Annotated in this window: 13 protein-coding genes and 1 tRNA gene; 4 read left to right on the top strand and 10 right to left on the bottom strand. The window is 67.6% G+C overall.

What is annotated here, in order from left to right:
- Window positions 1-90: 90 nt before the first annotated feature.
- A tRNA-Gly gene (locus IEW24_RS27610) sits at window positions 91-165 on the bottom strand.
- Window positions 166-331: 166 nt separating this feature from the next.
- Window positions 332-838: a cupin domain-containing protein gene (locus IEW24_RS27605; RefSeq protein WP_188584144.1), complete on the bottom strand. Its 507-nt coding sequence runs from the start codon at window positions 836-838 to the stop codon at window positions 332-334.
- A 106-nt stretch (window positions 839-944) separates the two neighbouring features.
- Between IEW24_RS27605 and ettA the strand changes: the two genes are divergently transcribed.
- The 3 genes from ettA (at window position 945) to IEW24_RS27590 (ending at window position 5,382) form a co-directional block, all read left to right on the top strand.
- A complete protein-coding gene (gene ettA / locus IEW24_RS27600) occupies window positions 945-2,600 on the top strand; it encodes an energy-dependent translational throttle protein EttA (protein WP_188584143.1) in 1,656 nt (551 codons plus the stop codon).
- 63 nt (window positions 2,601-2,663) lie between these two features.
- Window positions 2,664-3,434: a trans-aconitate 2-methyltransferase gene (tam, locus tag IEW24_RS27595; RefSeq protein ID WP_188584171.1), complete on the top strand. Its 771-nt coding sequence runs from the start codon at window positions 2,664-2,666 to the stop codon at window positions 3,432-3,434.
- A gap of 247 nt (window positions 3,435-3,681) precedes the next feature.
- The gene (locus IEW24_RS27590) at window positions 3,682-5,382 is read left to right on the top strand and encodes a methyl-accepting chemotaxis protein (protein WP_188584142.1); all 1,701 of its coding nucleotides are present in this window, start codon (window positions 3,682-3,684) and stop codon (window positions 5,380-5,382) included.
- 131 nt (window positions 5,383-5,513) lie between these two features.
- On the opposite strand, the gene IEW24_RS27585 is transcribed toward IEW24_RS27590, so the two are convergent.
- The 4 genes from IEW24_RS27585 to IEW24_RS27570 all read right to left on the bottom strand — a co-directional run bounded on the left by IEW24_RS27585 (window position 5,514) and on the right by IEW24_RS27570 (window position 11,721).
- Window positions 5,514-8,918: an error-prone DNA polymerase gene (locus IEW24_RS27585; RefSeq protein WP_188584141.1), complete on the bottom strand. Its 3,405-nt coding sequence runs from the start codon at window positions 8,916-8,918 to the stop codon at window positions 5,514-5,516.
- A complete protein-coding gene (locus tag IEW24_RS27580; RefSeq protein WP_308469045.1) occupies window positions 8,915-10,459 on the bottom strand; it encodes a DUF6504 family protein in 1,545 nt (514 codons plus the stop codon). Before IEW24_RS27580 ends, IEW24_RS27585 begins: the two co-directional genes overlap by 4 nt.
- Complete coding sequence (locus IEW24_RS27575; RefSeq protein WP_188584140.1) at window positions 10,377-11,135, bottom strand: ImuA family protein; 759 nt, start codon at window positions 11,133-11,135, stop codon at window positions 10,377-10,379. The genes IEW24_RS27580 and IEW24_RS27575 overlap by 83 nt, the downstream gene beginning before the upstream one ends.
- A 79-nt stretch (window positions 11,136-11,214) precedes the next feature.
- Window positions 11,215-11,721 carry a thermonuclease family protein gene (locus IEW24_RS27570; RefSeq protein ID WP_188584139.1) on the bottom strand — a complete coding sequence of 169 codons (507 nt, stop codon included), beginning with the start codon at window positions 11,719-11,721 and terminating at the stop codon, window positions 11,215-11,217.
- Window positions 11,722-11,846: 125 nt separating this feature from the next.
- On the opposite strand from IEW24_RS27570, the gene IEW24_RS27565 reads away from it, so the two are divergent.
- Window positions 11,847-12,956, top strand: coding sequence for a sensor histidine kinase (locus IEW24_RS27565; RefSeq protein ID WP_188584138.1), 1,110 nt, complete (start codon window positions 11,847-11,849; stop codon window positions 12,954-12,956).
- A gap of 67 nt (window positions 12,957-13,023) precedes the next feature.
- On the opposite strand, the gene cobT is transcribed toward IEW24_RS27565, so the two are convergent.
- The 4 genes from cobT to murJ all read right to left on the bottom strand — a co-directional run bounded on the left by cobT (window position 13,024) and on the right by murJ (window position 20,251).
- Window positions 13,024-14,052: a nicotinate-nucleotide--dimethylbenzimidazole phosphoribosyltransferase gene (cobT, locus tag IEW24_RS27560; RefSeq protein ID WP_188584137.1), complete on the bottom strand. Its 1,029-nt coding sequence runs from the start codon at window positions 14,050-14,052 to the stop codon at window positions 13,024-13,026.
- Between the two features lie 131 nt (window positions 14,053-14,183).
- Entirely contained in the window at window positions 14,184-17,360 is a 3,177-nt protein-coding gene (locus IEW24_RS27555) for an efflux RND transporter permease subunit (protein ID WP_188584136.1), read from the bottom strand.
- A gap of 12 nt (window positions 17,361-17,372) precedes the next feature.
- Window positions 17,373-18,551: an efflux RND transporter periplasmic adaptor subunit gene (locus IEW24_RS27550; RefSeq protein WP_188584135.1), complete on the bottom strand. Its 1,179-nt coding sequence runs from the start codon at window positions 18,549-18,551 to the stop codon at window positions 17,373-17,375.
- Window positions 18,552-18,700: 149 nt separating this feature from the next.
- The gene (gene murJ, locus IEW24_RS27545) at window positions 18,701-20,251 is read right to left on the bottom strand and encodes a murein biosynthesis integral membrane protein MurJ (protein ID WP_188584134.1); all 1,551 of its coding nucleotides are present in this window, start codon (window positions 20,249-20,251) and stop codon (window positions 18,701-18,703) included.
- Window positions 20,252-20,311 lie beyond the last annotated feature (60 nt).

Genomic DNA, 20,311 nt, shown 5'->3' with positions numbered 1-20,311 from the left:
CACGGGAGCGTCGGATGGCTCGCCGGCACGGAAAGACGACGGCGCTACGTCCGTCTTTTTCACCGCTGCATTCAATTTTTGAAGAGAAACTGGAGCGGGCGATGGGATTCGAACCCACGACCCCAACCTTGGCAAGGTTGTGCTCTACCCCTGAGCTACGCCCGCATCCATGTTCCGGAGAGGCCTGAGCCCCTGCGGCGGTGGCGTCTCTATGCCAAAAGCCGTTCGGGATTGCAACAGGACTTTCCGACAACATCCCCAGAGAGGGGAAAAACCCTTTGCCGCAAAAGGATCTGCCTGTGGACAGAGGTGGACAGCCACCTGCGCCCCCTCATTCCTTATGGATCGAGTCGATCCATTTCACCGTGGTCGGGGCCTCCACGGGCTCGATATCGAGATTCACCACCACCGGATCCTGCCCGGAGCGCACCAGCACGCATTCCAGCACCTCATCCGGCGAGGTGTTGATCTCCTGATGCGGCACATAAGGCGGCACATAGATGAAATCGCCCGGCCCGGCCTCGGCGGTGAACTCCAGATGGTCGCCCCAGCGCATGCGGGCGCGGCCCTTCACCACGAAGATCACGCTTTCCAGATCGCCATGATGGTGCGCGCCGGTCTTGGCGTCGGGATGGATATGCACCGTGCCGGCCCAGAGCTTTTCAGCACCAGCGCGGGCGCGATTGATGGCGGTGGCGCGGTTCATGCCGGGCGTCTGCGCCGTATTGGGGTCGAGCTGATCGCCCGGAACCACCTTCACGCCATTCTCGCGCCAGTCCACGGGGCCGGCATCCGGATGCGGATGGCTGTGGGGATGATCGTGAGAATGATCGCTCATATTTACCTCCCATGACGCGGAGCGGGCCGTACTCGCCTTGCCGCTTGCGGCCAGTGCCGCTAGAACGACGCCAAACTCACCTCAGCCCTCCCGGAGCCGGTGGCGCATGGCCTCCTATCAATACGCTTACCACATGCATGGCCTGACCAAGGCCTATCCCGGCGGCAAGAAGGTGCTCGAGAATGTGCACCTGTCGTTCTTCCCCGACGCCAAGATCGGCGTGCTGGGCAACAACGGCTCCGGTAAGTCCACCCTGCTGAAGATCATGGCCGGGATGGACAAGGAATTCTCCGGCGAGGCCCGTCCGGCGGAAGGCATCCGCGTCGGCTACCTGCCGCAGGAGCCCCAGCTCGACACCAGCAAGTCCATCCGCGAGAACGTGATGGACGGCGTGGCCAAGCAGGTGGAGATCCTCGCCCGCTACAACGACCTCGCGATGAACTATTCCGAGGAGACGGCGGACGAGATGACCCGCCTGCAGGACGAGATCGAGGCGCAGGGCCTGTGGGATCTCGACAGCAAGGTGGACCAGGCGATGGACGCCCTGCGTTGCCCGCCTGATGATGCCGACGTCTCCAAGCTCTCGGGTGGTGAGCGCCGCCGCGTGGCGCTGTGCCGCCTGCTGCTGGAGCAGCCCGAACTGCTGCTGCTCGACGAGCCCACCAACCATCTGGACGCCGAGACCACGGCGTGGCTGGAAGGCCATCTGCGGACCTATCCGGGCGCGATCCTGATCGTGACCCATGACCGCTACTTCCTCGACAATGTCACCGGCTGGATTCTGGAGCTGGATCGCGGCCGCGGCATTCCCTACGAGGGCAACTATTCCAAGTGGCTGGTGCAGAAGCAGAAGCGCCTGCATCAGGAAGGCCGCGAGGACGAGGCACGCGAGCGTGCACTGGCCCGCGAGCAGGAATGGATCGGCGCCTCGCCCAAGGCCCGTCAGGCCAAGAACAAGGCACGTATCAGCCGCTATGAGGACCTGCTGGAGCGCGCCTCCCAGCGCCAGCCCAGCGCCACGCAGATCGTCATCCCCGTGGCCGAGCGCCTCGGCCAGAACGTCATCGCCTTCGACGGCCTCAGCAAGTCGTTCGGCGACCGCCTGCTGATCGACGATCTGTCGTTCAAGCTGCCGCCGGGCGGCATCGTCGGCGTCATCGGGCCGAACGGCGCGGGCAAGACCACGCTGTTCAAGATGATCGCCGGGCTGGAGAAGCCCGATGCCGGCTCCATCTCCATCGGCGACTCGGTGAAGCTCGGCTACGTCGACCAGAGCCGCGACGCGCTGGACGACAAGAAGACCATCTGGGAAGAGGTTTCCGGCGGCAACGACGTGATCTACGTCGGCAAGAAGGAAATCCCGTCCCGCGCCTATTGCGCGGCCTTCAACTTCAAGGGCGGCGACCAGCAGAAGAAGGTCGGCATGCTCTCGGGCGGTGAGCGCAACCGCGTGCATCTGGCCAAGGTGCTGCAGGAGGGCGGCAACGTTCTCCTCCTCGACGAGCCGACCAACGATCTCGACGTGGACACCCTGCGCGCACTGGAAGAGGCGCTGGAAGATTATGCCGGCTGCGCCGTCATCATCTCGCATGATCGCTTCTTCCTCGACCGCATCGCCACCCACATGCTGGCCTTCGAGGGCGACAGCCATGTGGAGTGGTTCGAGGGCAACTTCCAGGATTACGAGGAAGACAAGAAGCGTCGCCTCGGCATCGACTCAACGATCCCCAAGCGGATCCAGTACAAGAAGTTCTCCCGCTGATCTTATCGCCCGCCGGATACCCTCCGGCGGGCGAAATCGTTTTCAGGAGGTGACATCGGCATGATTGCGGACTGGAACGCGCGGCTTTACCTCAGCTTCGAAGATCAACGGACCCGCCCGGCGCGGGATCTTGTGGCCCAGATTCCGCTGGATGCGGCCCGCAGGGTGGTCGATCTGGGATGCGGGCCGGGCAATTCCACCGAGCTTCTCGCCGCCCGCTATCCCGAGGCCGAGGTGATCGGCATCGACACCTCCCCCGACATGCTCGCCACCGCGCGGCGCCGCCTGCCGCACACCACCTTCATCGAGGCGGACGTGGCGACGTACAGCCTGCCCCAGCCGGCGGACATCATTCTCGCCAATGCCGTGCTGCAATGGGTGCCGGATCATCAGGCGCTGTTCCCCCGCCTGCTCGGCCAGCTCTCCGAGGGCGGCGTGCTGGCGGTGCAGATGCCGGACAATCTCAACGAGCCCACCCATGCGGGCATGCGCAAGGTGGCCTCCGAAGGCCCGTGGGCAGCCAAGCTTGCCGAGGCCACGACCGCCCGCACCGTGCTGCCCCCCGCCAGCCAGTATTACGATCTGCTGGCGCCCCTCGCCACGCGGGTGGATATCTGGCGCACGACCTATCACCACCCGCTGGAAAGCCCCACCGCCGTCGTGGAGTGGATGAAGGGCACGGGCCTGCGGCCCTTCCTCGATCCGCTGGACAAGGACGAGCAGGCCGCCTTCCTCGCTGCCTATGAGGCGCAGATCGCGCAGGATTATCCGCCCCGGACGGATGGCAAGGTGCTGCTGGCCTTCCCGCGCCTGTTCATCATCGCCGGGCGCTGACGACAGACAGACGACCTTCACCCTCCCCGCCCTCGGCGGAGGTTTCATAATACATCCAACACTTATTAGAATATATCTAGCAATATTGCTGGGAAAGGTCTCGACACAACCTTAGGGAAGGTGTGCAGCCTTCACGCAAGCCCCGATCCACATAGTCACCGTGACAAACATACCGTCCCAATAAAGCAGACATATACATTGCTTTCATTGGATCCGACGGACGGTCGCTGATTTTGTGGGGGTGCATATGTCTTTCGGCAATTGGCCGATCATCGGCAAGATCGCGTTGATCATCGTTCTCCTTGGTGCCTGCGCCGGCTTCGGCACGGTGATCGCCGGCATCAAGCTGCGCGAGCAGGCGGCCAGTTATGAGGGCCTGCTGACGGGTGAAACCCGGGTGAACCTCGCGCTTGCCCGCGTCGGCCGGCAGATCGTCGCGGTGGAACGCTCCATCTTCCAGGCCATCACCGCCCGCTCCGACGCGGGGAACCGCGCCGCCCAGGCCAATTACCAGCAGAATCTCGACATCCTCGGCCGGCGCTTCGACATGGCCAAGGCGGCGGTGCCGGCCCGTGCCGCCGAATTCGACAGCCTGCAGGCGCGCGCCCGCGAAGTGTTCGCCGGCCAGTGCTTCCGCGCCCTGCAACTGGCGCTGGAAGACACCGTCGCCACCAATGTGGAGATGGCCAACGAGATCATGAACGAGACCTGCACGCCCGCCGCCGAGAAGCTCGCGAGTGACGTGACCCGGATCATCGACGAGACCACCACCACGGTTGATCAGAAGATCAGCGACCTGAAGGCTGCCAGCGAGCGCACCGCGTGGGGTCTCGTGGAGGCCATGGCCGCCGCCATCGTCATCGCTCTGGCGCTGGCTTTCCTGATCTCGCGCTACGGCATCACGCGGCCGCTCGGCCGGGTGGTCGGCGTCATGGAGGAACTGGAGAAAGGCAATCTCCATACCGACGTGCCCGGCACCGACCGGCGCGACGAGGTGGGCCGCCTCGCCCAGGGGCTGGAAGTGTTCCGCCTCGGCCTCGTGGAAACCGAACGCCTGCGCGAACAGGCCGCCCTGGACGAGCAGCGCGCCGCCCAGCGCCTGAAACAGGAACGTCTCGCCATCGCCGATACGTTCGAGGCCTCCATGGGCGCGCTCACCGCCGCCTTCACCCAGTCGTCCGGCGAGGTGTCGGAAGCGGCCCGCAACCTGTCCTCCACCGCCGAGGAGACCTCGCGCCAGGCGCAGGCCGTGGGCCATGCCGCCGAGGAGGCCACCACCAATGTGGAAACGGTAGCCGCCGCCACGGAGGAAATGAGCGCTTCCATCCGCGAGATCGGCTCGCAGGTCGCCAACGCCGCCCGTATCGCCTCTGCCGCGGCGGAGGAGAGCGCGCGCACCCAGTCGGAGATCATCGAACTGTCCGACAGCGCGGCCAAGATCGGCGAGGTGGTGGACCTCATCACCAACATCGCCGGCCAGACCAATCTGCTGGCGCTCAACGCCACCATCGAGGCGGCACGGGCCGGCGAGATGGGCAAGGGCTTCGCCGTGGTGGCGCAGGAGGTCAAAGCGTTGGCGGCCCAGACCGCCAGGGCCACCGAAGAGATCGCCGGCAAGGTGGGCGAGATCCAGAAGGCCACCAACCGTTCGGTGGAATCCATCGACCGCATCGTCTCCACCATCACCGAGATCCGCACCTCGTCCTCCGCCATCGCAGCGGCCATCGAGGAGCAGGGCGCGGCGACGCAGGAAATCGCCAGCAACACCCAGAATGCGGCACGCGGCACGGGCACCGTGAACGACAATATCAGCGGCGTCGGGCGCGCCGCCGAGATGACGGGTGCCGCCTCCACCCAGCTGATGACCCTGTCCTCCGCGCTCGCCGGGCAGGCCAGCCAGCTCCAGGTGGAAGTGGATCGTGTGATCAACAACCTGCGCGCGGGCTAACGCTCTCCGCCTGTCGCGCGAGGGCATGCTCCCGAGAGGGAGCATGCCCTTCTTTTTTGTCGTCGCGGATGGCGCGTCGGGAGCTTCGCCGGTCGTCACGCAGCGATCGATGGATCGCATTTGCCGCAATCCTAATGAAAGTCTCGCGACTTCGGCAGAATGCGCACGTCGCGCGGATGGGTCGGGCGCTGCACGGCACCCGCATCGCCACCATCCGAAAAATGGCTGTCGAGAAGAGCCGTGCGATCCTCCACATGCTCGGCCATCAGGTGCACCACGCCCTCGCGGCTGCGCTGCACCTTGCCCGATACCTGCATGAGGCGGGCGGACATCACCGCGCGGCGCAGCGTCTCGAACAGGCGTGCCCAGATCAGCACATTGGTGATGCCCGTCTCATCCTCCAGCGTGACGAAGATGGCATTGCCCTTGCCCGGTCGCTGGCGCACCAATACGAGGCCCGCCGTGCGCACCTGCGCGCCATCACGCGCCTCGGATGTCTGCTCGCAACTGAGCACGCCATCACTTCGGAACGCAGGCCGCAGGAAGGCCATGGGATGCCCCTTCAGGGACAGGCGCGTGGTCTGGTAATCCAGCGCCACATGCTCGTCGTCCGACATGTCCGGCAGTGCCATGTCGTCCTCCATGCCCAGCTCGCGAGCCTTGGCGGAGGCGAACAGCGGCAGCTCCGCCTCCGGCATGCGCCGCACCTCCCACAAGGCGTTGCGACGCTCCAGCCCCAGCGATTTCAGCGCATCCGCATCCGCCAGCAGGCGCAAGGCGGCGGAGGGCAGGTGCGCGCGCCGCGCGAGCGCCTCCATGTCCGGGAACCTCCCGGCGCGGCGGGCCTGTGCGATCCCATCCGCCCAGCCTTCCCGGAACCCCTCCACCTGCCTCAGGCCGAGGCGCAGCGCGAGGCGATCGTTCCGCCCCCGCTCCAGCGTATTGTCCCAGAGGCTGGCGTGCACATCCACCGGGCACACCTCCACCTGATGCTGGCTGGCATCCCGCACGATCTGCGCCGGGGCATAGAAGCCCATGGGCTGCGCGTTCAGCAGCGCGCAGGCGAACACCGCCGGGTGATGGCACTTGATCCAGGCCGACACATAGACCAGCCGGGCGAAGGAGAGGGCATGGCTTTCCGGAAAGCCGTAGCTGCCGAACCCCTCGATCTGCTTGAAGCAGCGGCGGGCGAAATCCGGCTCATAGCCACGCGCCACCATGCCATCCACCATCAGCTTTTCGAAGTTATGGATGGTGCCCGCATTGCGGAAGGTGGCCATGGCCTTGCGCAATTGATTGGCCTGGTTCGGGGTGAAGCCCGCCGCGACGATGGCGAGCTTCATGGCCTGTTCCTGAAACAGCGGCACGCCGAAGGTCTTGCCGAGCAGCTTGTGCAGTTCCTTTGGATCATGCGGCGGTGCCGGTTCAGGGAAACCCCACGGCTCGGCATCACAGCGCCGGCGCAGATAGGGATGCACCATGTCGCCCTCGATGGGGCCGGGCCGCACGATCGCGACCTGAATCGTCAGGTCATAGAGATCGCGTGGCTTCAGGCGCGGCAGCATGTTGATCTGCGCGCGGCTCTCCACCTGGAACACGCCGATGCTGTCGCCCCGGCCCAGCATGTCATAGACCGCCGGATCATCGGAACGAATGTCCACCTCCAGCGTCTGGTCGCCCAGCCCGTGGGTCCGCATGAGCTCGAAGGCCTTGCGAATGCAGGTGAGCATGCCGAGCGCCAGCACATCCACCTTCATCAGGTTGAGAGCGTCGATATCGTCCTTGTCCCACTCGATGAAGCTGCGCCCCTCCATACCGGCGTGGTGGATGGGCACGGTCTCGTCCAGCCGGTTCTGGGTCAGCACGAAGCCGCCCACATGCTGGGAGAGATGGCGCGGAAACTGCGCGGTGAGCAGCGGCCGCAGAATGAAGCGCAGCCGCTCCATCTCCGGATTGGCGGGGTCGAAGCCGGCTTCGGCCATGCGGTGCGCATCCATGGCATCCGCATGGCTGCCCCAGACGAGGCCAGCGAGCCGGGTGGAAATATCCTCGGTGAGACCCAGCACTTTCGCCACCTCGCGCACGGCGCTGCGGGCGCGATAATGGATCACGGTCGCCGCTATGCCCGCCCGGTGGCGGCCGTAGCGGCGATAGATGTACTGGATGATCTCCTCGCGCCGCTCATGCTCGAAATCGACGTCAATGTCCGGCGGCTCGTCGCGATCCGCCGAGACGAAGCGTGAGAACAGGAGATCGTGCTCCTCCGGATCCACCGAGGTGACGCCCAGCAGGAAGCAGACGATGGAGTTCGCCGCCGAGCCCCGCCCCTGACACAGGATGGGCGGCTGCTGGGCGCGGGCGAAGCGCACAAGATCGTGGACCGTGAGGAAGTAATAAGCATATTCCTGCTTGCGGATGACAGCGAACTCGTCCGCAAGCAGCGCCTCCACCTTCTCCGGGAGTTGATCGCCATAGCGCTCGCGCGCGGCCATGATGACCAGATGCTCAAGCCAGTCCTGCGGCTCCCAGCCCTCCGGCACCGGCTCGTGCGGATATTCATATTCGAGATCCTTGAGATCGAAGTCGATGCGGGCGAGGAAGCGCGTGGTCTCGCGCACCGCTTCCGGGCAGGTGCGGAACAGGCGCGCCATCGCGTCCCCGTTCTTCAGATGGCGTTCGCCATTGGCCTCCAGCCGCCGGCCCGCGTCCGCGATGGTGGTGCCCTCGCGGATGCAGGTGAGCACGTCATGCAGCGGGCGGCGCTCCGCCTCCGCATAGAGGGCATCGTTGGTGGCGAGGAGCGGGACGCCGGCCCCGGCGGCGAGGCGGCGCAGCCGGGCGAGGCGTCGGCCATCGCTGCCGCGCCGGTGCAGGGCCGCGCCGAGCCATACCCGCCCCGGTGCCACGCTCGCGAGGCGGGCAAGCACCGCCTCGAGCCCACGCGGCGTCGGCGGCGGCACGAGGCTGAGACGGGGCGGCGCGTCCTGGGATGCAGCCTGGCCCTCATCCTGCAGCGCATAATCCACCGGCGCGCGATGGCTCTCCTGCGTGCGCGCAGTGCTCTCCGTCATCACAATGAGCAGGAGATCATCCAGATACGCCAGCAGGTCCTCGAAATGCAGGATGCAATCGCCCTTCACCGCCCGGAGATTGCCCACCGTGAGCAGGCGGGTGAGCCGCCCCCAGCCATGACGCGTGGCAGGATAGACGACGATGTCCGGCGTGCCGTCCGCGAATACGAGGCGCGCGCCGGAGACCACCCGCAGATCCACCTTGCAGGCCTGCTCCTCCGCCGGGCTCAGCACCAGCGGTTCGCCGCGCTTCTCCTTCTCATCCATGAACGCCGCTTTGGCGCGTGCCGGGATATCGCGGATCGTCACCCAGGCCCGCACCACGCCGGCCACCGTGTTGCGATCGGCGATGCCGAGCCCCTTCAGGCCCAGCGCGATGGCTTCGCCCACCATCTCGGCGGGATGGGAAGCGCCGTGCAGAAAGGAGAAATTGCTGGCCGCCACCAGTTCCACGAAACCGTTCATGGGAACAGGCCGTGCAGATACCAGCGCGGCGCGGGCGGCATCTCCGCGCCGTCGCGGAAGATCCAGAAGCGGTGGCCGCTCTTGTCCTCCACCCGGTAATAGTCACGCGGCGGGGCGATGCGGCGCACATCGTGCCACCATTCGGAAGCGATACGCTCCGGCCCCTCCTGCCGCAGCACGTCATGGGTGCCGCCGCGCCAGCGGAAGCGCATGGGCGGCCCGTCCGGCACTTCGGCCAGCACGTCGATGGGCTGCGGCGGGGAGAACAGATGCAGCGGGCGCAGCGGCGGCTCTCCCGCCTCCGGCGGCGCCCAGCGCGCGGGCGCGGCGGCCACCGCCGGCACCGCCTGCGCAGCCTGCTCGGGCACATGGGTGTCGCGCGGCAGGAAGCGGCGGATGCGGCCGCGGCCGAAGCGCGTGCTCAGCCGGTCCACCAGAGCGGAGAGGCTGCCCTCCAGCGCCTGCGCCTCGCCGAGCCGCAGTTGCGCATCGTCCAGCGCCTCCAGCGCGGGGACGGCAAGGCGCACCAGATCAAAACCGAAGCCGGGGTCGATGGGATCGGAGAGCGCCTCGATGCGCGCCTCCAACAGGCGCATGAGCACGGCCGGGTCGCGCATGGGCGCGCCGGTCTCCACCTCCAGCGTGCGCACGTCGCCATCGCTGCGGAACAGCGTGGCCGCGAACCGGCGCCCACCCTTGCCGCGCGCCTCCAGTTCGTGGGCCGCCTGCCCCGCCAGTTCGCCCAACGCGTGCATCACATGCGCCATGTGGCCGATCGGCTCGGCGAAGGCGCGGGAGAAGACGAGGGCGGGCGGCGCGCGGCGGGGCGTGATGCGGCTGTCGGCCCGCCCCAGCAGGCGGGCCAGCGCCCAGGCCATGCCGGCACCGAAGCGTGCGCTCAAGGGGGCCGTGGGCCGCACCGCCAGATCACCGATGGTCTTCAGCCCGGCCCGCCGCAGCGCGCGCAGGGTCTCCTCCGGCACGCCGAGGGCGGCGACCGGCAAGCCAAGCACGGCGGCCCGCTCGTCCGTCACCGGGCCGCGATGGAAGCGCGCCAGCGCCAGTGCCGCTTCCGGCGTGCCGGCGCCGGCCTTGCGCACATGAAGACCGAGCCCGGTGAGTCGCTGCACAGCATCGGCGGCCAGTTCCGCCTCGCCGCCGAACAGATGGATGCAGCCGGTGATATCCAGCACCAAAGCGTCATCCCCCTCGACCGCCACCATGGGCGAATAGCGGTCGCACGCATCCGCCAGCCGGGCGAGAAAGCGGCCGTCGCCATGGCGGTCGATCTCTTCCGCCACCAGCTCCGGCACGCGGGCGCGGGCATCCGCCAGCGCGAGGCCGGGCAGGAGGCCGAGCCGGCGGGCCATGAGGTCGGCCGCCACAAGGCGCATGGCACCGCGCGCCTTCTCCACCAGCACCAGAGGCGCATCGAGCGCGAAGCCGTGGCGGCGCAGCCTATCCGTGGGCAGCAAGGGGAAGCTGAGGGCCAGATAGCGCCGCCCCTCCCCCATCCCACGCCCGGAAGATGCCTCGATCACGATCCCACTCCATCTGCCATGGCCCGCCGGGCGGGCCGCTCCTTTGCCGCGTCAGTTCCACGCTCAGGGCCGGATGGCCGGGCGCGTTCGCCTCCAGCGGCACGGAGGCGAGGGAATGGACCTGCCAGCGGGTCTGGGCGGCGGAGGCCTGCGCCTGCGCCTCCACCCGCAACAGGAGGACGCTCACGCCCGAGGTTTCCGCCGCCAGCGCGAGACGCCGGGTGGCGGTCAGATCCAGCGGGCGCGGCATACGCCACAGCTCCACCAGCACCACGCCCACGCCGGGGCAGCGCGCAGCCTCCCCGGCGGCGGCCAGCACCGTCAGCGGATCGGGCAGAAGGCCCAGCACCAGCCGGGCGGGGTCAAAACCGATCTCGCTGAGACCGGGGGCATGCAGGGCGCCCCCTTCCCGCCCCACCTGCTCCTGCCGCAACCAGACAAGGCTCCCGCCAAGCCTGGCCGCCAGCATGGCGGCAAAGCCGGTGGCGCTGGCGGCATCCGCTCCATGGCCTGCGAACACCTCGTGCAGGCGCCCCACCTCCAGCCCGCCGCCGAGCGCGGCATCCGCCTCCGCATGACCAAGCGGCATCCGCCGGGGCGTGGTTTCCGCCTGCCATCGTTCGAGACCAGCCACCTCCTGTCGGAGCGCCCGGAGCTGTTCCGCCGTAGCGCGCATGATAAATGTTCCTATTTTGTTCTAGCGTGTCGACTCCCCCGGAAAGAGTCAAGCGCCCCGATTCCGATCGGAAACACCCTCAGCGAGGATGAGCGGCACGCCACTCGGCGGGGCGTTCGAAGGGGCCGGCCCACAGCCCGCGCCGTGTCACCCGCGCCTCCAGCTCGGAGGCGCCATAGCGGCCGGCGGAAAGCGCCAATCCCTCCCGCACCAGATCCTCGGCGACATCGTCCTCGCCCACCGTGCAGATGGCCACCAGCCGCCGGTACTGGTCGTGCCCCTGCCCGGCGCACTGGACCGTCCCACCGGCCAGCGCCTTCTGCAGCGCCTTGTGGGCCACCTCCCCGCAGGGCCAGAGGCTCTCGGCCGCACCACAGGTCTGGCGCAGCTCCGGCGCATCGATGCCGGAGAGGCGCACGCGGGTGCCGCGCACCTCCAGCGTATCGCCATCCACAGCGAAGGCCGGGCCGTCCACAGTGTCGCCGTCGAGCCACCGCCCGCCCAGATGCTGCGCCAGCAGGAACAGGCCAGCCAGAAGCATGAAGGCAATGAGGAGATCGGTGGGAGACTGGGGGCGCAGGCGCATCCCCACCGCAGAACCCGATTCCAGTGCGTCCCGTCAATGCCAGAGGCCGCCGTTAACCTTTCATAAACCGTGCGGGCGCAGGAGTCGGGGGCGGCTCCGGTGTGGGGCCGGGAAGGTTCGGGCGCATGACGAGATCCGCAACGGATCACATCACCAATGGCGCATCCGGCGACCGTGCGCCCGCAACTCCGGCCGCGGCGGACGGGACCGGATTCGAGCCTTTGCTGGCGGACGCCCGCCGCTCGGTGCGCTGGCTGGGCGGCGCCGTCCTCGCCTTCGTCACCTGCCTGCTGCTGGCCCGCCTTCACTTTCCCCTGCTGTGGCTCGCCGCAGCGCCGCTCCTGTTCTGCGCCATCGAACTCTTCACCCTGCGCCGCACACTGGCGCGCCTGTCGGAGGCCCGACGCACCGAGGCGGCGGCAGAGGCCGCGCAGCTCGCCGCCGCGCTGGCGGAGAGCGCCGCCAAGTCGCGTTTCCTCGCCGAGATGAGCCATGAACTGCGTACGCCGCTGAACGCCGTCCTCGGCTTCTCGGAGGTGATGGCGCAGGAGGTGCTCGGCCCGCACGGCACGCCGGCCTATCGCGACTATGCGCAGGACATCCACGCCTCCGGCCGCCATCTGCTGGCGCTGGCGGACGACATTCTCGATCTCGCCCGCATCGAAAGCGGGCACCGGCAATTGCTGGAGACGCCGGTCTGCCTCGGCGCGCTGGCGCGCGACTGCGCGCACATGATGCGCCTTGGCGCCACCAACCGGACCATCACGCTGGCGGTGGAGGAACTGCGCCCCGCCCGCCTGTGGGCCGACGAGCGGGCGCTGCGGCAGATGGTGCTGAACCTGTTGTCCAACGCTGTGAAGTTCACCCCCGAGGGCGGGGCTGTGCGCCTCGCCGTGGATCGGGCTGCGGAGGGCATGCCCATCCTCATGGTGGAGGACACCGGGCCCGGCATGGCGGAAGCGGAGCTGCCGCTTTCCCCCTCGCCCCATCATCGGGAAAGCCGGCTCGATCCGGTGAGCGGACGTGGCGCGGGCCTCGGCCTTGCCATCGTGCGCGGCCTCGCGACCCTGCACGGCGCCAGCCTGACGTTTTCCGATCGACAGGAAGGCGGCACGCGGGCGATGCTGGCCTTTCCCGCCAGCCGCTGCCTGAAGAACCGGCCGGAAGAAGTCCCTGAGTCCGGGGCCGAGGGGCACACAGTGCTCCGCCCGGCTCCGCTGCTCGCAGCCGAATAGGCTTTTCACTTATTCGCTTGTCGCCATTCCTTTCGCAGAACCGCTCACACGTCTGCGGGAATTGCTCTCAGGCCTTGTCGGAAACGCCCGCTTCCGAGAAGGTGCCCATGCCGCGATGGCAGGCCACCGCCGCCTTGACCACGCCCAGCGCCACCGCCGCGCCCGAGCCCTCGCCCAGCCGCATGCCCAGATCCAGCACCGGCTTCAGCTTCAGCTTCTCCAGCAGGCGCCCATGGGCCTTCTCGGCCGAGACATGGCCCGCAAGGCAATGGTCCAGCGCCGAGGCGTCCATAGCGTGCAGCACCGCGGCGGCCGCCGTCACCACATAGCCGTCGAGGATCACCGGCACGCGCTCGTGGCGCGCGGCGAGGATGGCGCCGGCAATGGCCGCCACCTCGCGCCCGCCCACCCGGCGCAGCGCCTCCAGCGGATCGGACAGGGCCGCGCCATGGAAGGCGATGGCCTCCTTCACGGCGGCGATCTTGCGGTCCAGCACCTCACCAGTGGAGCCGGTGCCGGCGCCCACCCAGTCCTCGGCCTCGCCGCCATAGAGCGCGTGGCAGAGGGCGGCGGCGATGGTGGTGTTGCCGATGCCCATCTCGCCCAGCGCCAGCACGTCGGCGCCGCCGGCAATGGCCTGCATGCCGAAGGCGATGGTGGCGGCGCAGGCGCGCTCGTCCAGCGCCGCATCCTGCGTGATGTCCGGAGTCGGCAGGTCGAGCGCGAGATCGAACACGCGCAGGCCGGCATCGAAAGCCGAGCAGATCTGGTTCACCGCCGCTTTGCCGTCGGTGAAGGCGCCGACCATCTGCTTGGTCACGGCGCCCGGATAGGGCGAGACGCCCCGATCGGCGATGCCGTGGGTGGCCGCGAACACCGCCACCATGGGCCGGTCGGCGGAAGGCATGCCCTTGCCCTGCCAGGTCGCCAGATGGATGGCGATCTCCTCCAGCCGGCCGAGCGCGCCCGGCGGCTTCAGCAGATCGCCCTGACGGGCACGCGCCATGTCGCCGGCGGCCTGATCGGCGGCGGGCATGGTGGCAACGAGATGACGGATGTCATCGAACGGCAGGCCGGTTGGGTTCTGAGCAGGCATGGGAACTCGGGTGACTTGAGTGAGGAGGCGGATTCACGGACCAGATGTTTCCATCCGGTCCGACCCGGCTCCTGTCGTTGAAACGAAAGCGGCGCCGGAGACCGGCGCCGCTGGGATTATTGATAGACCGATCACTCCGCCGGGGCGGGATGATCCGATGCCCCGTGCCCCTTCTTGCGCTCCGCGAAGGAGGCCATCCAGCGCGCCAGCACATAGAAGACCGGCGTGAAGATGAGGCCGAAGAAGGTCACGCCGATCATGCCGGAGAACACCGCCGTGCCCAGCGCCTGACGCAGTTCCGCGCCGGCACCCGTGGCCCACACCAGCGGCACCACGCCGAGGATGAAGGCGAGCGACGTCATGATGATCGGGCGCAGACGCAGCCGGGCTGCTTCCACCGCGGCCTCGCGCCGCCCCATCCCCTGGTCCTCCAATTGCTTGGCGAACTCGACGATGAGGATGGCGTTCTTGGCCGCCAGACCTATGAGCACGATGAAGCCCACCTGCGTCAGGATGTTGTTGTCCATCCCGCGCAGGATGACGCCACCAAGGCCCGCCACCAGACACATGGGCACGATGAGCACCACGGAGAGTGGCAGCGTCAGGCTTTCATACTGCGCCGCCAGCACCAGGAAGACGAACACCACGCCCAGCCCGAAGGCGAAGATGGCGGTGTTGCCGGCCCGCTCCTGCTGGAAGGCCAGCGTCGTCCACTCATAGGCGAAGCCCTGCGGCAGCACCTTTTGGGCGAGCTGCTGCATGATCTGGATGCCCTGCCCCTGCGAGTAGCCGGGGGCCGGGCTGCCGTCGAGTTCGGCCGCCGTATAGAGGTTGTAGCGCGGCACGCGGTAGGGACCGGAGATGTCCTGCACCGTAGTGAACGAGCCAAGGGGCACCGTCTCGCCTTCCGAATTCTTCACCCGGATGGAGAGGATGTCCTTCACCTCCCTGCGATACGGACCTTCCGCCTGCACCTGCACACGGAAGGTGCGGTTGAACAGGTTGAAGTCGTTCACATAGGTGGAGCCGATATAGCTCTGCAGGGCGCTGAACACGTCGGAGACGTTCACCCGCAGCAGCTGGGCCTTGGCGCGGTCGATGTCGAGATAGACCTGCGGGGTCGAGGTCTCGAACAGCGAATACACCTGCTGGAGGCCCGGCGTCTGCGCCGCCGCACCCATCATCGCATAGACCGCGTTGCGCAGCGCCTGCGGGCCCTGGCCTTCGCGATCCTCGATCATCATGCGGAAACCACCCGCATTGCCGATGCCGTTGACCGGCGGCGGCTGCACCACGATCAGCAGCGAGTCCTGGATCGCGGCCAGCTTGCCGAACAACTGCTTCTGCACGGCGCTGGCGGTCCGGGTCGGATCACCGGCGCGCTGCGAGAACGGCTCCAGGATCACGAACATGGCGCCGGCGTTGGGGGCGTTGGTGAAGGTGGCGCCCGAGAAGCCGACGATGTTCACGATGTGGCCGACGCCCGGCGTACCGAGCACCAGATCCGCCGCCCGCTTCATCACCTCGTCGGTGCGGGCCATGGAGGAGCCCGGCGGAAGCTGGGCTGCCACGATGAGGTAGCCGCGATCCTGATCCGGGATGAAGCCCTGCGGCGTCGTCACGAACAGGTAGCCGCCGAAGGCGACGATGCCGCCATAGACGATCAGCACCAGCGCCACGACACGCACGAGGCGGGAGACGATGGACGCATAGCCGTTGCCCAGCGCCTCGAAGCCCCGGTTGAACAGGTTGAAGAAACCCACCACCGGCTTGGCGTACCAGGCCGTGTGATGATGGCCGGTGGCATGCGGCTTCAGCAGCAGCGCGCACATGGCCGGGGACAGGGTCAGCGACACCAGCAGCGAGATCAGGGTCGAACCCGCGATGGTGAGCGCGAACTGCTGGTAGAAGGCGCCCGAGATGCCGGTGATGAAGGCGGTGGGGATGAACACCGACGACAGCACCAGCGAGATGGCCACCAGCGCGCCGCCCACCTCGTCCATGGTCTTGTAGGCGGCATCGCGCGGCGACAGGCCGGCCGCGATGTTGCGCTCCACGTTCTCCACCACGACGATGGCGTCGTCCACCACGATGCCGATGGCCAGCACGAGGCCGAACAGCGACAGGTTGTTCAGCGAGAAGCCGAACAGGCCCATGATGAAGAAGGTGCCCACCAGCGAGATCGGGATGGCGAGGATCGGGATGATCGCCGCGCGCCAGGTCTGCAGGAAGAGAACCACCACCACGACCACGAGGATGATGGCCTCGAAGATGGTGTGGATCACCGCATCCACCGACTGCGAGATGAACTCGGTCGGATTGTAGTAGATGGCGTACTTCAGGCCCTGCGGGAACGACTTGCCCAGTTCCTCCATCTTCGCCTGCACCGTCTGGCCGGTGGCGAGCGCGTTGGAGCCGGGACGCTGGAACACGCCAAGCGCGATGGAGGTGTCCTTGTCGAGATAGGAGGTGGAGGAATAATCCTGCGCCCCGATCTCGATCTTCGCCACGTCCTTCAGGCGCACCAGAGCGGTGGCCGTCTGCTTGATGACGACGTTGCCGAACTCTTCCGGCGTCGAGAGACGGCCGAGCGTGCGCACGGCGATCTGGAACGCGCCGGGATTGGCGATGGGCGGCTGGTTCAGCACGCCGGACGCCACCTGCACGTTCTGCGCCTGCAGGGCGCTCACCACTTCCGCCGCCGTCAGGTCGAGGGTCTGGAGCCGCTGGGGATCCATCCACACCTGCATGGCGTAGTCGCGGCTGCCGAACACGGTGATCGAGCCCACGCCGTCCACGCGGGACAGCACGTCCTTGATCTGCACGTTGGCATAATTGGAGATGAACAGCGGATCGCGCGAACCGTCCGGCGAATAGAGGCTCACCACCATCAGGATGTCCGGCGAGCTCTTCGCCGTGATCACACCGATCTGCTGCACCTCGGAGGGCAGGCGCGGCGAGGCGATGGCCACGCGGTTCTGCACCTGCACCTGCGCGATGTCGAGATTGGTGCCGAGGTCGAACGTCACCGAGATGGTGAAGCGGCCGTCAGCCGACGAGTTGGAGGAGAGATAGAGCATCCCCTCCACGCCGTTGATCTGCTGTTCGATGGGCGCGACGACGGTGTCCGCGACCGTCTCGGCGCTGGCGCCGGGATACTGGCCGGTCACGGTGATCACCGGAGGGGCGATGTCCGGATACTGGGCCACGGGCAGGCGGGTGTACGTCACCGCGCCGAGGATCATCACCACGATCGACACCACGAAGGCGAAGATCGGGCGATCGATGAAGAAGTGGGAGAAGCGCATGCGTGTGCCTCCTCACTTCGCCGGGGCGGCGGGGGTGCCCGTATTGCCGCCGGCCTGCGCCGGCTTCTCTTCCTGCGGAGTCACCTTCACGCCCGGACGCACGCGCATCAGGCCGTTGACCACCACCACGTCGTCGGCGGTGAGGCCGGACTTGATGGCGCGGCGGCCGTTCACCACCGGGCCGAGTTCCACGAACTTCATGCCGATGGTGTTGTCGGGACCGACCACATAGACGAACTTGCGCACCTGCTCGGAGCCGATGGCGCTGTCCGGAACGGTCAGGGCCTCATAGGGCTTGGAGGCCGCAAGTCGAATGCGGGCGAACATGCCAGGACGGAAGATGTTGCCCGGATTGCTGAACTCCGCGCGGCCACGGATGGTGCCGGTGTCACGGTCGATCACATTGTTCAGGAAGTCCATCTTCCCCTTGTGATCGAAGGTCTTCTCGTCGAGCAGCTTCAGGTCCACGGGCTGGCCGGCGTCGGCGCTGCCGGAGGTCTTGTAGCGCAGCAGCGAGCCTTCATCGAAGGTGAATTCGAAGCGGATCGGATCCTGCGAGACGATGACCGCGAGCAGGGTCGGCGTGCCGCCGCTGGCGCCGATCACATAGTTGCCCACCGACACGCGGCGATCGCCGATGCGGCCGGCCACCGGCGCGGTGAGCTGCGAGAATTCGAGGTCGAGCTTGGCCGAGGCGAGCGCAGCCTGCTGCGCCTGCAGGGTCGCCGCCGCGGTGCGCTCGGTCTGGGTGCGCTGGTCGAAGGTCTGCTTGGAGATCGCGGTCGAGTTGCGATCCTGCAGCAGGGTGCGAGCGCGCTCGAGATCGGTCTGCGCGAAGTCGAGATTGGCCTGGGCCTGCGCCACATTGGCCTCGGCCTGCTCCACCGCGATCTTGAAGGGGCGCTGATCGAGGGTGAAGAGCGGATCGCCCTTCTTCACCAGCTGGCCGTCGGTGAAGTGGATCTCCGACAGATAACCGGAGACGCGCGCATTCACATTCACCTCGTCCACCGCCACGAAGCGGCCGACGTATTCGTCATAATCGGTGATGTTCTGCGGCTGCGGCTTGGCGACGGTCACGGTGGGCGCTGGCGGGGCACCGCCCTGCTGCTGCGGCTGCCCGCAGGCGGCGAGTGCCAGAAGCGAGACGACGCCGAGGGCCTTGACCGGAAGGCGAACCAGCAATGACATGAAGTGGGCTCCGAAAGGATGCCGCTGAGGCGGATTGTCAGGGGAACGGCGCCTCCCGCAACTGACGCGCCTTTCTTCTTGAATGGGTCGATAGCACAGCTTGCCGCAATGCAAAATGGTCGCGCGGCGCTTCACCCCTCACGTGTGCACTAGGCACGACCACGCTTTGTGGGTCTTCCCAGTAGGCCCGACAGGAACGGACGCCCGAGCAGTGTCCCTACGGCAAGCAAATACGCAAGCCCCCCCGCCAGTACCACAGCGACGAAAATCACCTCGTCGCGCGCCCAGTTCGTGCCCGCCGTGACCGACACCAGCAGGCGATTCGCCCCGAACAACACGGCCGCCAGCACCAGCCCGCACAGCGCGAGCCGCACCAGATGGCCGGACAGGCGCGCATCGCCCACCGGATAGCCGCGCCGGTGCGCGAACCACACCAGCAGACCCACGTTGATCCAGGCGCCGACAGCGGTGGCGAGCGCGAGCCCCACCTGCGCCAGCGCGCCCATCAGCGCGAACTTGAGCGCCACGTTGAGGGCGATGGCGGTCAGCGACGCCTTCATGGGTGTCGCGGTATCGCCGCGCGCGGTGAAGGGGGAGACGAAGGCCCGCACCACCATCATGGCCAGCAGGCCCACCGCATAGGCCTGCAAGGTGGCGCCGGCCGCCGCCGCATCGGCCTGCGTGAAGGCGCCCCGCGCGAAAAGCGCCCGCATGGTCAGGTCCGGAATGAGAAGGGAGGCCACCACGAAGGGCAGGCCCAGCAGGATGCCCAGCTCGATGCAGCGCGCCTGCGCCTGCGCGGCGCCCGTCTCGTCGCCAGAGGCCAGCCGCCGCGCCATTTCCGGCAGCAGCACGGTGCCGATGGCGATGGCCACCACGCCGAGCGGCAACTGATAGATCCGGTCGGCATAATAGAGCGCCGCCAGCGCGCCGGCCGGCAGGAAGGTGGCGATGATCGTATCCATGAACAGGGCGATCTGCCCGCCGCCGGAGGCGATGATGCCGGGGCCGAGCGCCTTCAGGAACTGTCGGGTACCGGGATCGAGGCGCGGCTTGCCGAAGCGCAGGCCGATGCCGCTGCGCTCCGCGTCCCATCCCACCAGCAGAACCTGCAACACGCCGGAGATCAGCACGCCCCATGCCGCCGCGTGGCCGACGGTGGGAAACAGCGCGGCGGAGAGCAGCGTGCCCACCATGCACACGTTCAGCAGGATGGGCGCGGCCGCCGCCACGGCGAACCGGTCGGAGGAATTCAGCGCGCCGGAGATCAAGGTCGCCACCGAGATCAGCGCCAGATAGGGGAAGGTGATGCGGGTCAGCGTCACCGCAAGGTCGAAGCGCTGCGGATCATCGGCGAGGCCCGGTGCCAGCAGCCCGACGAAGGCCGGCGTGAAGCCGAGCGCCAGCACGAGGAGCACCGCATGCACCATGGCCATGGCGGTGAGCACCTCGTCGGCGAAGCTGCGCGCGGCACCGACGCCGCCCTGCTCCTTCAGCCGGGCGTAGGTGGGCACGAAGGCGGCATTGAACGCCCCTTCCGCGAAGATCGCGCGGAAATGGTTCGGCAGGCGGAAGGCGATGAGGAAGGCGTCCGCCACCGGACCGGCGCCGAGAACCGCCGCCATGATGATGTCGCGGATGAAGCCGGTGAGCCGCGACAGAAGGGTGAAGCCGCCGACGGAAAGGATCTTGCGAAACATGGATGCGGGGCCTCGGGCGCGATGGCCGCGACCCTAAAACACGACCGTTAAAAACGAAAC

Origin of the sequence: Azorhizobium oxalatiphilum (genome assembly GCF_014635325.1) — a bacterium.
In the GTDB taxonomy this organism is placed as follows: domain Bacteria; phylum Pseudomonadota; class Alphaproteobacteria; order Rhizobiales; family Xanthobacteraceae; genus Azorhizobium; species Azorhizobium oxalatiphilum.
This window is presented reverse-complemented; position numbering and strand designations above follow the sequence as displayed.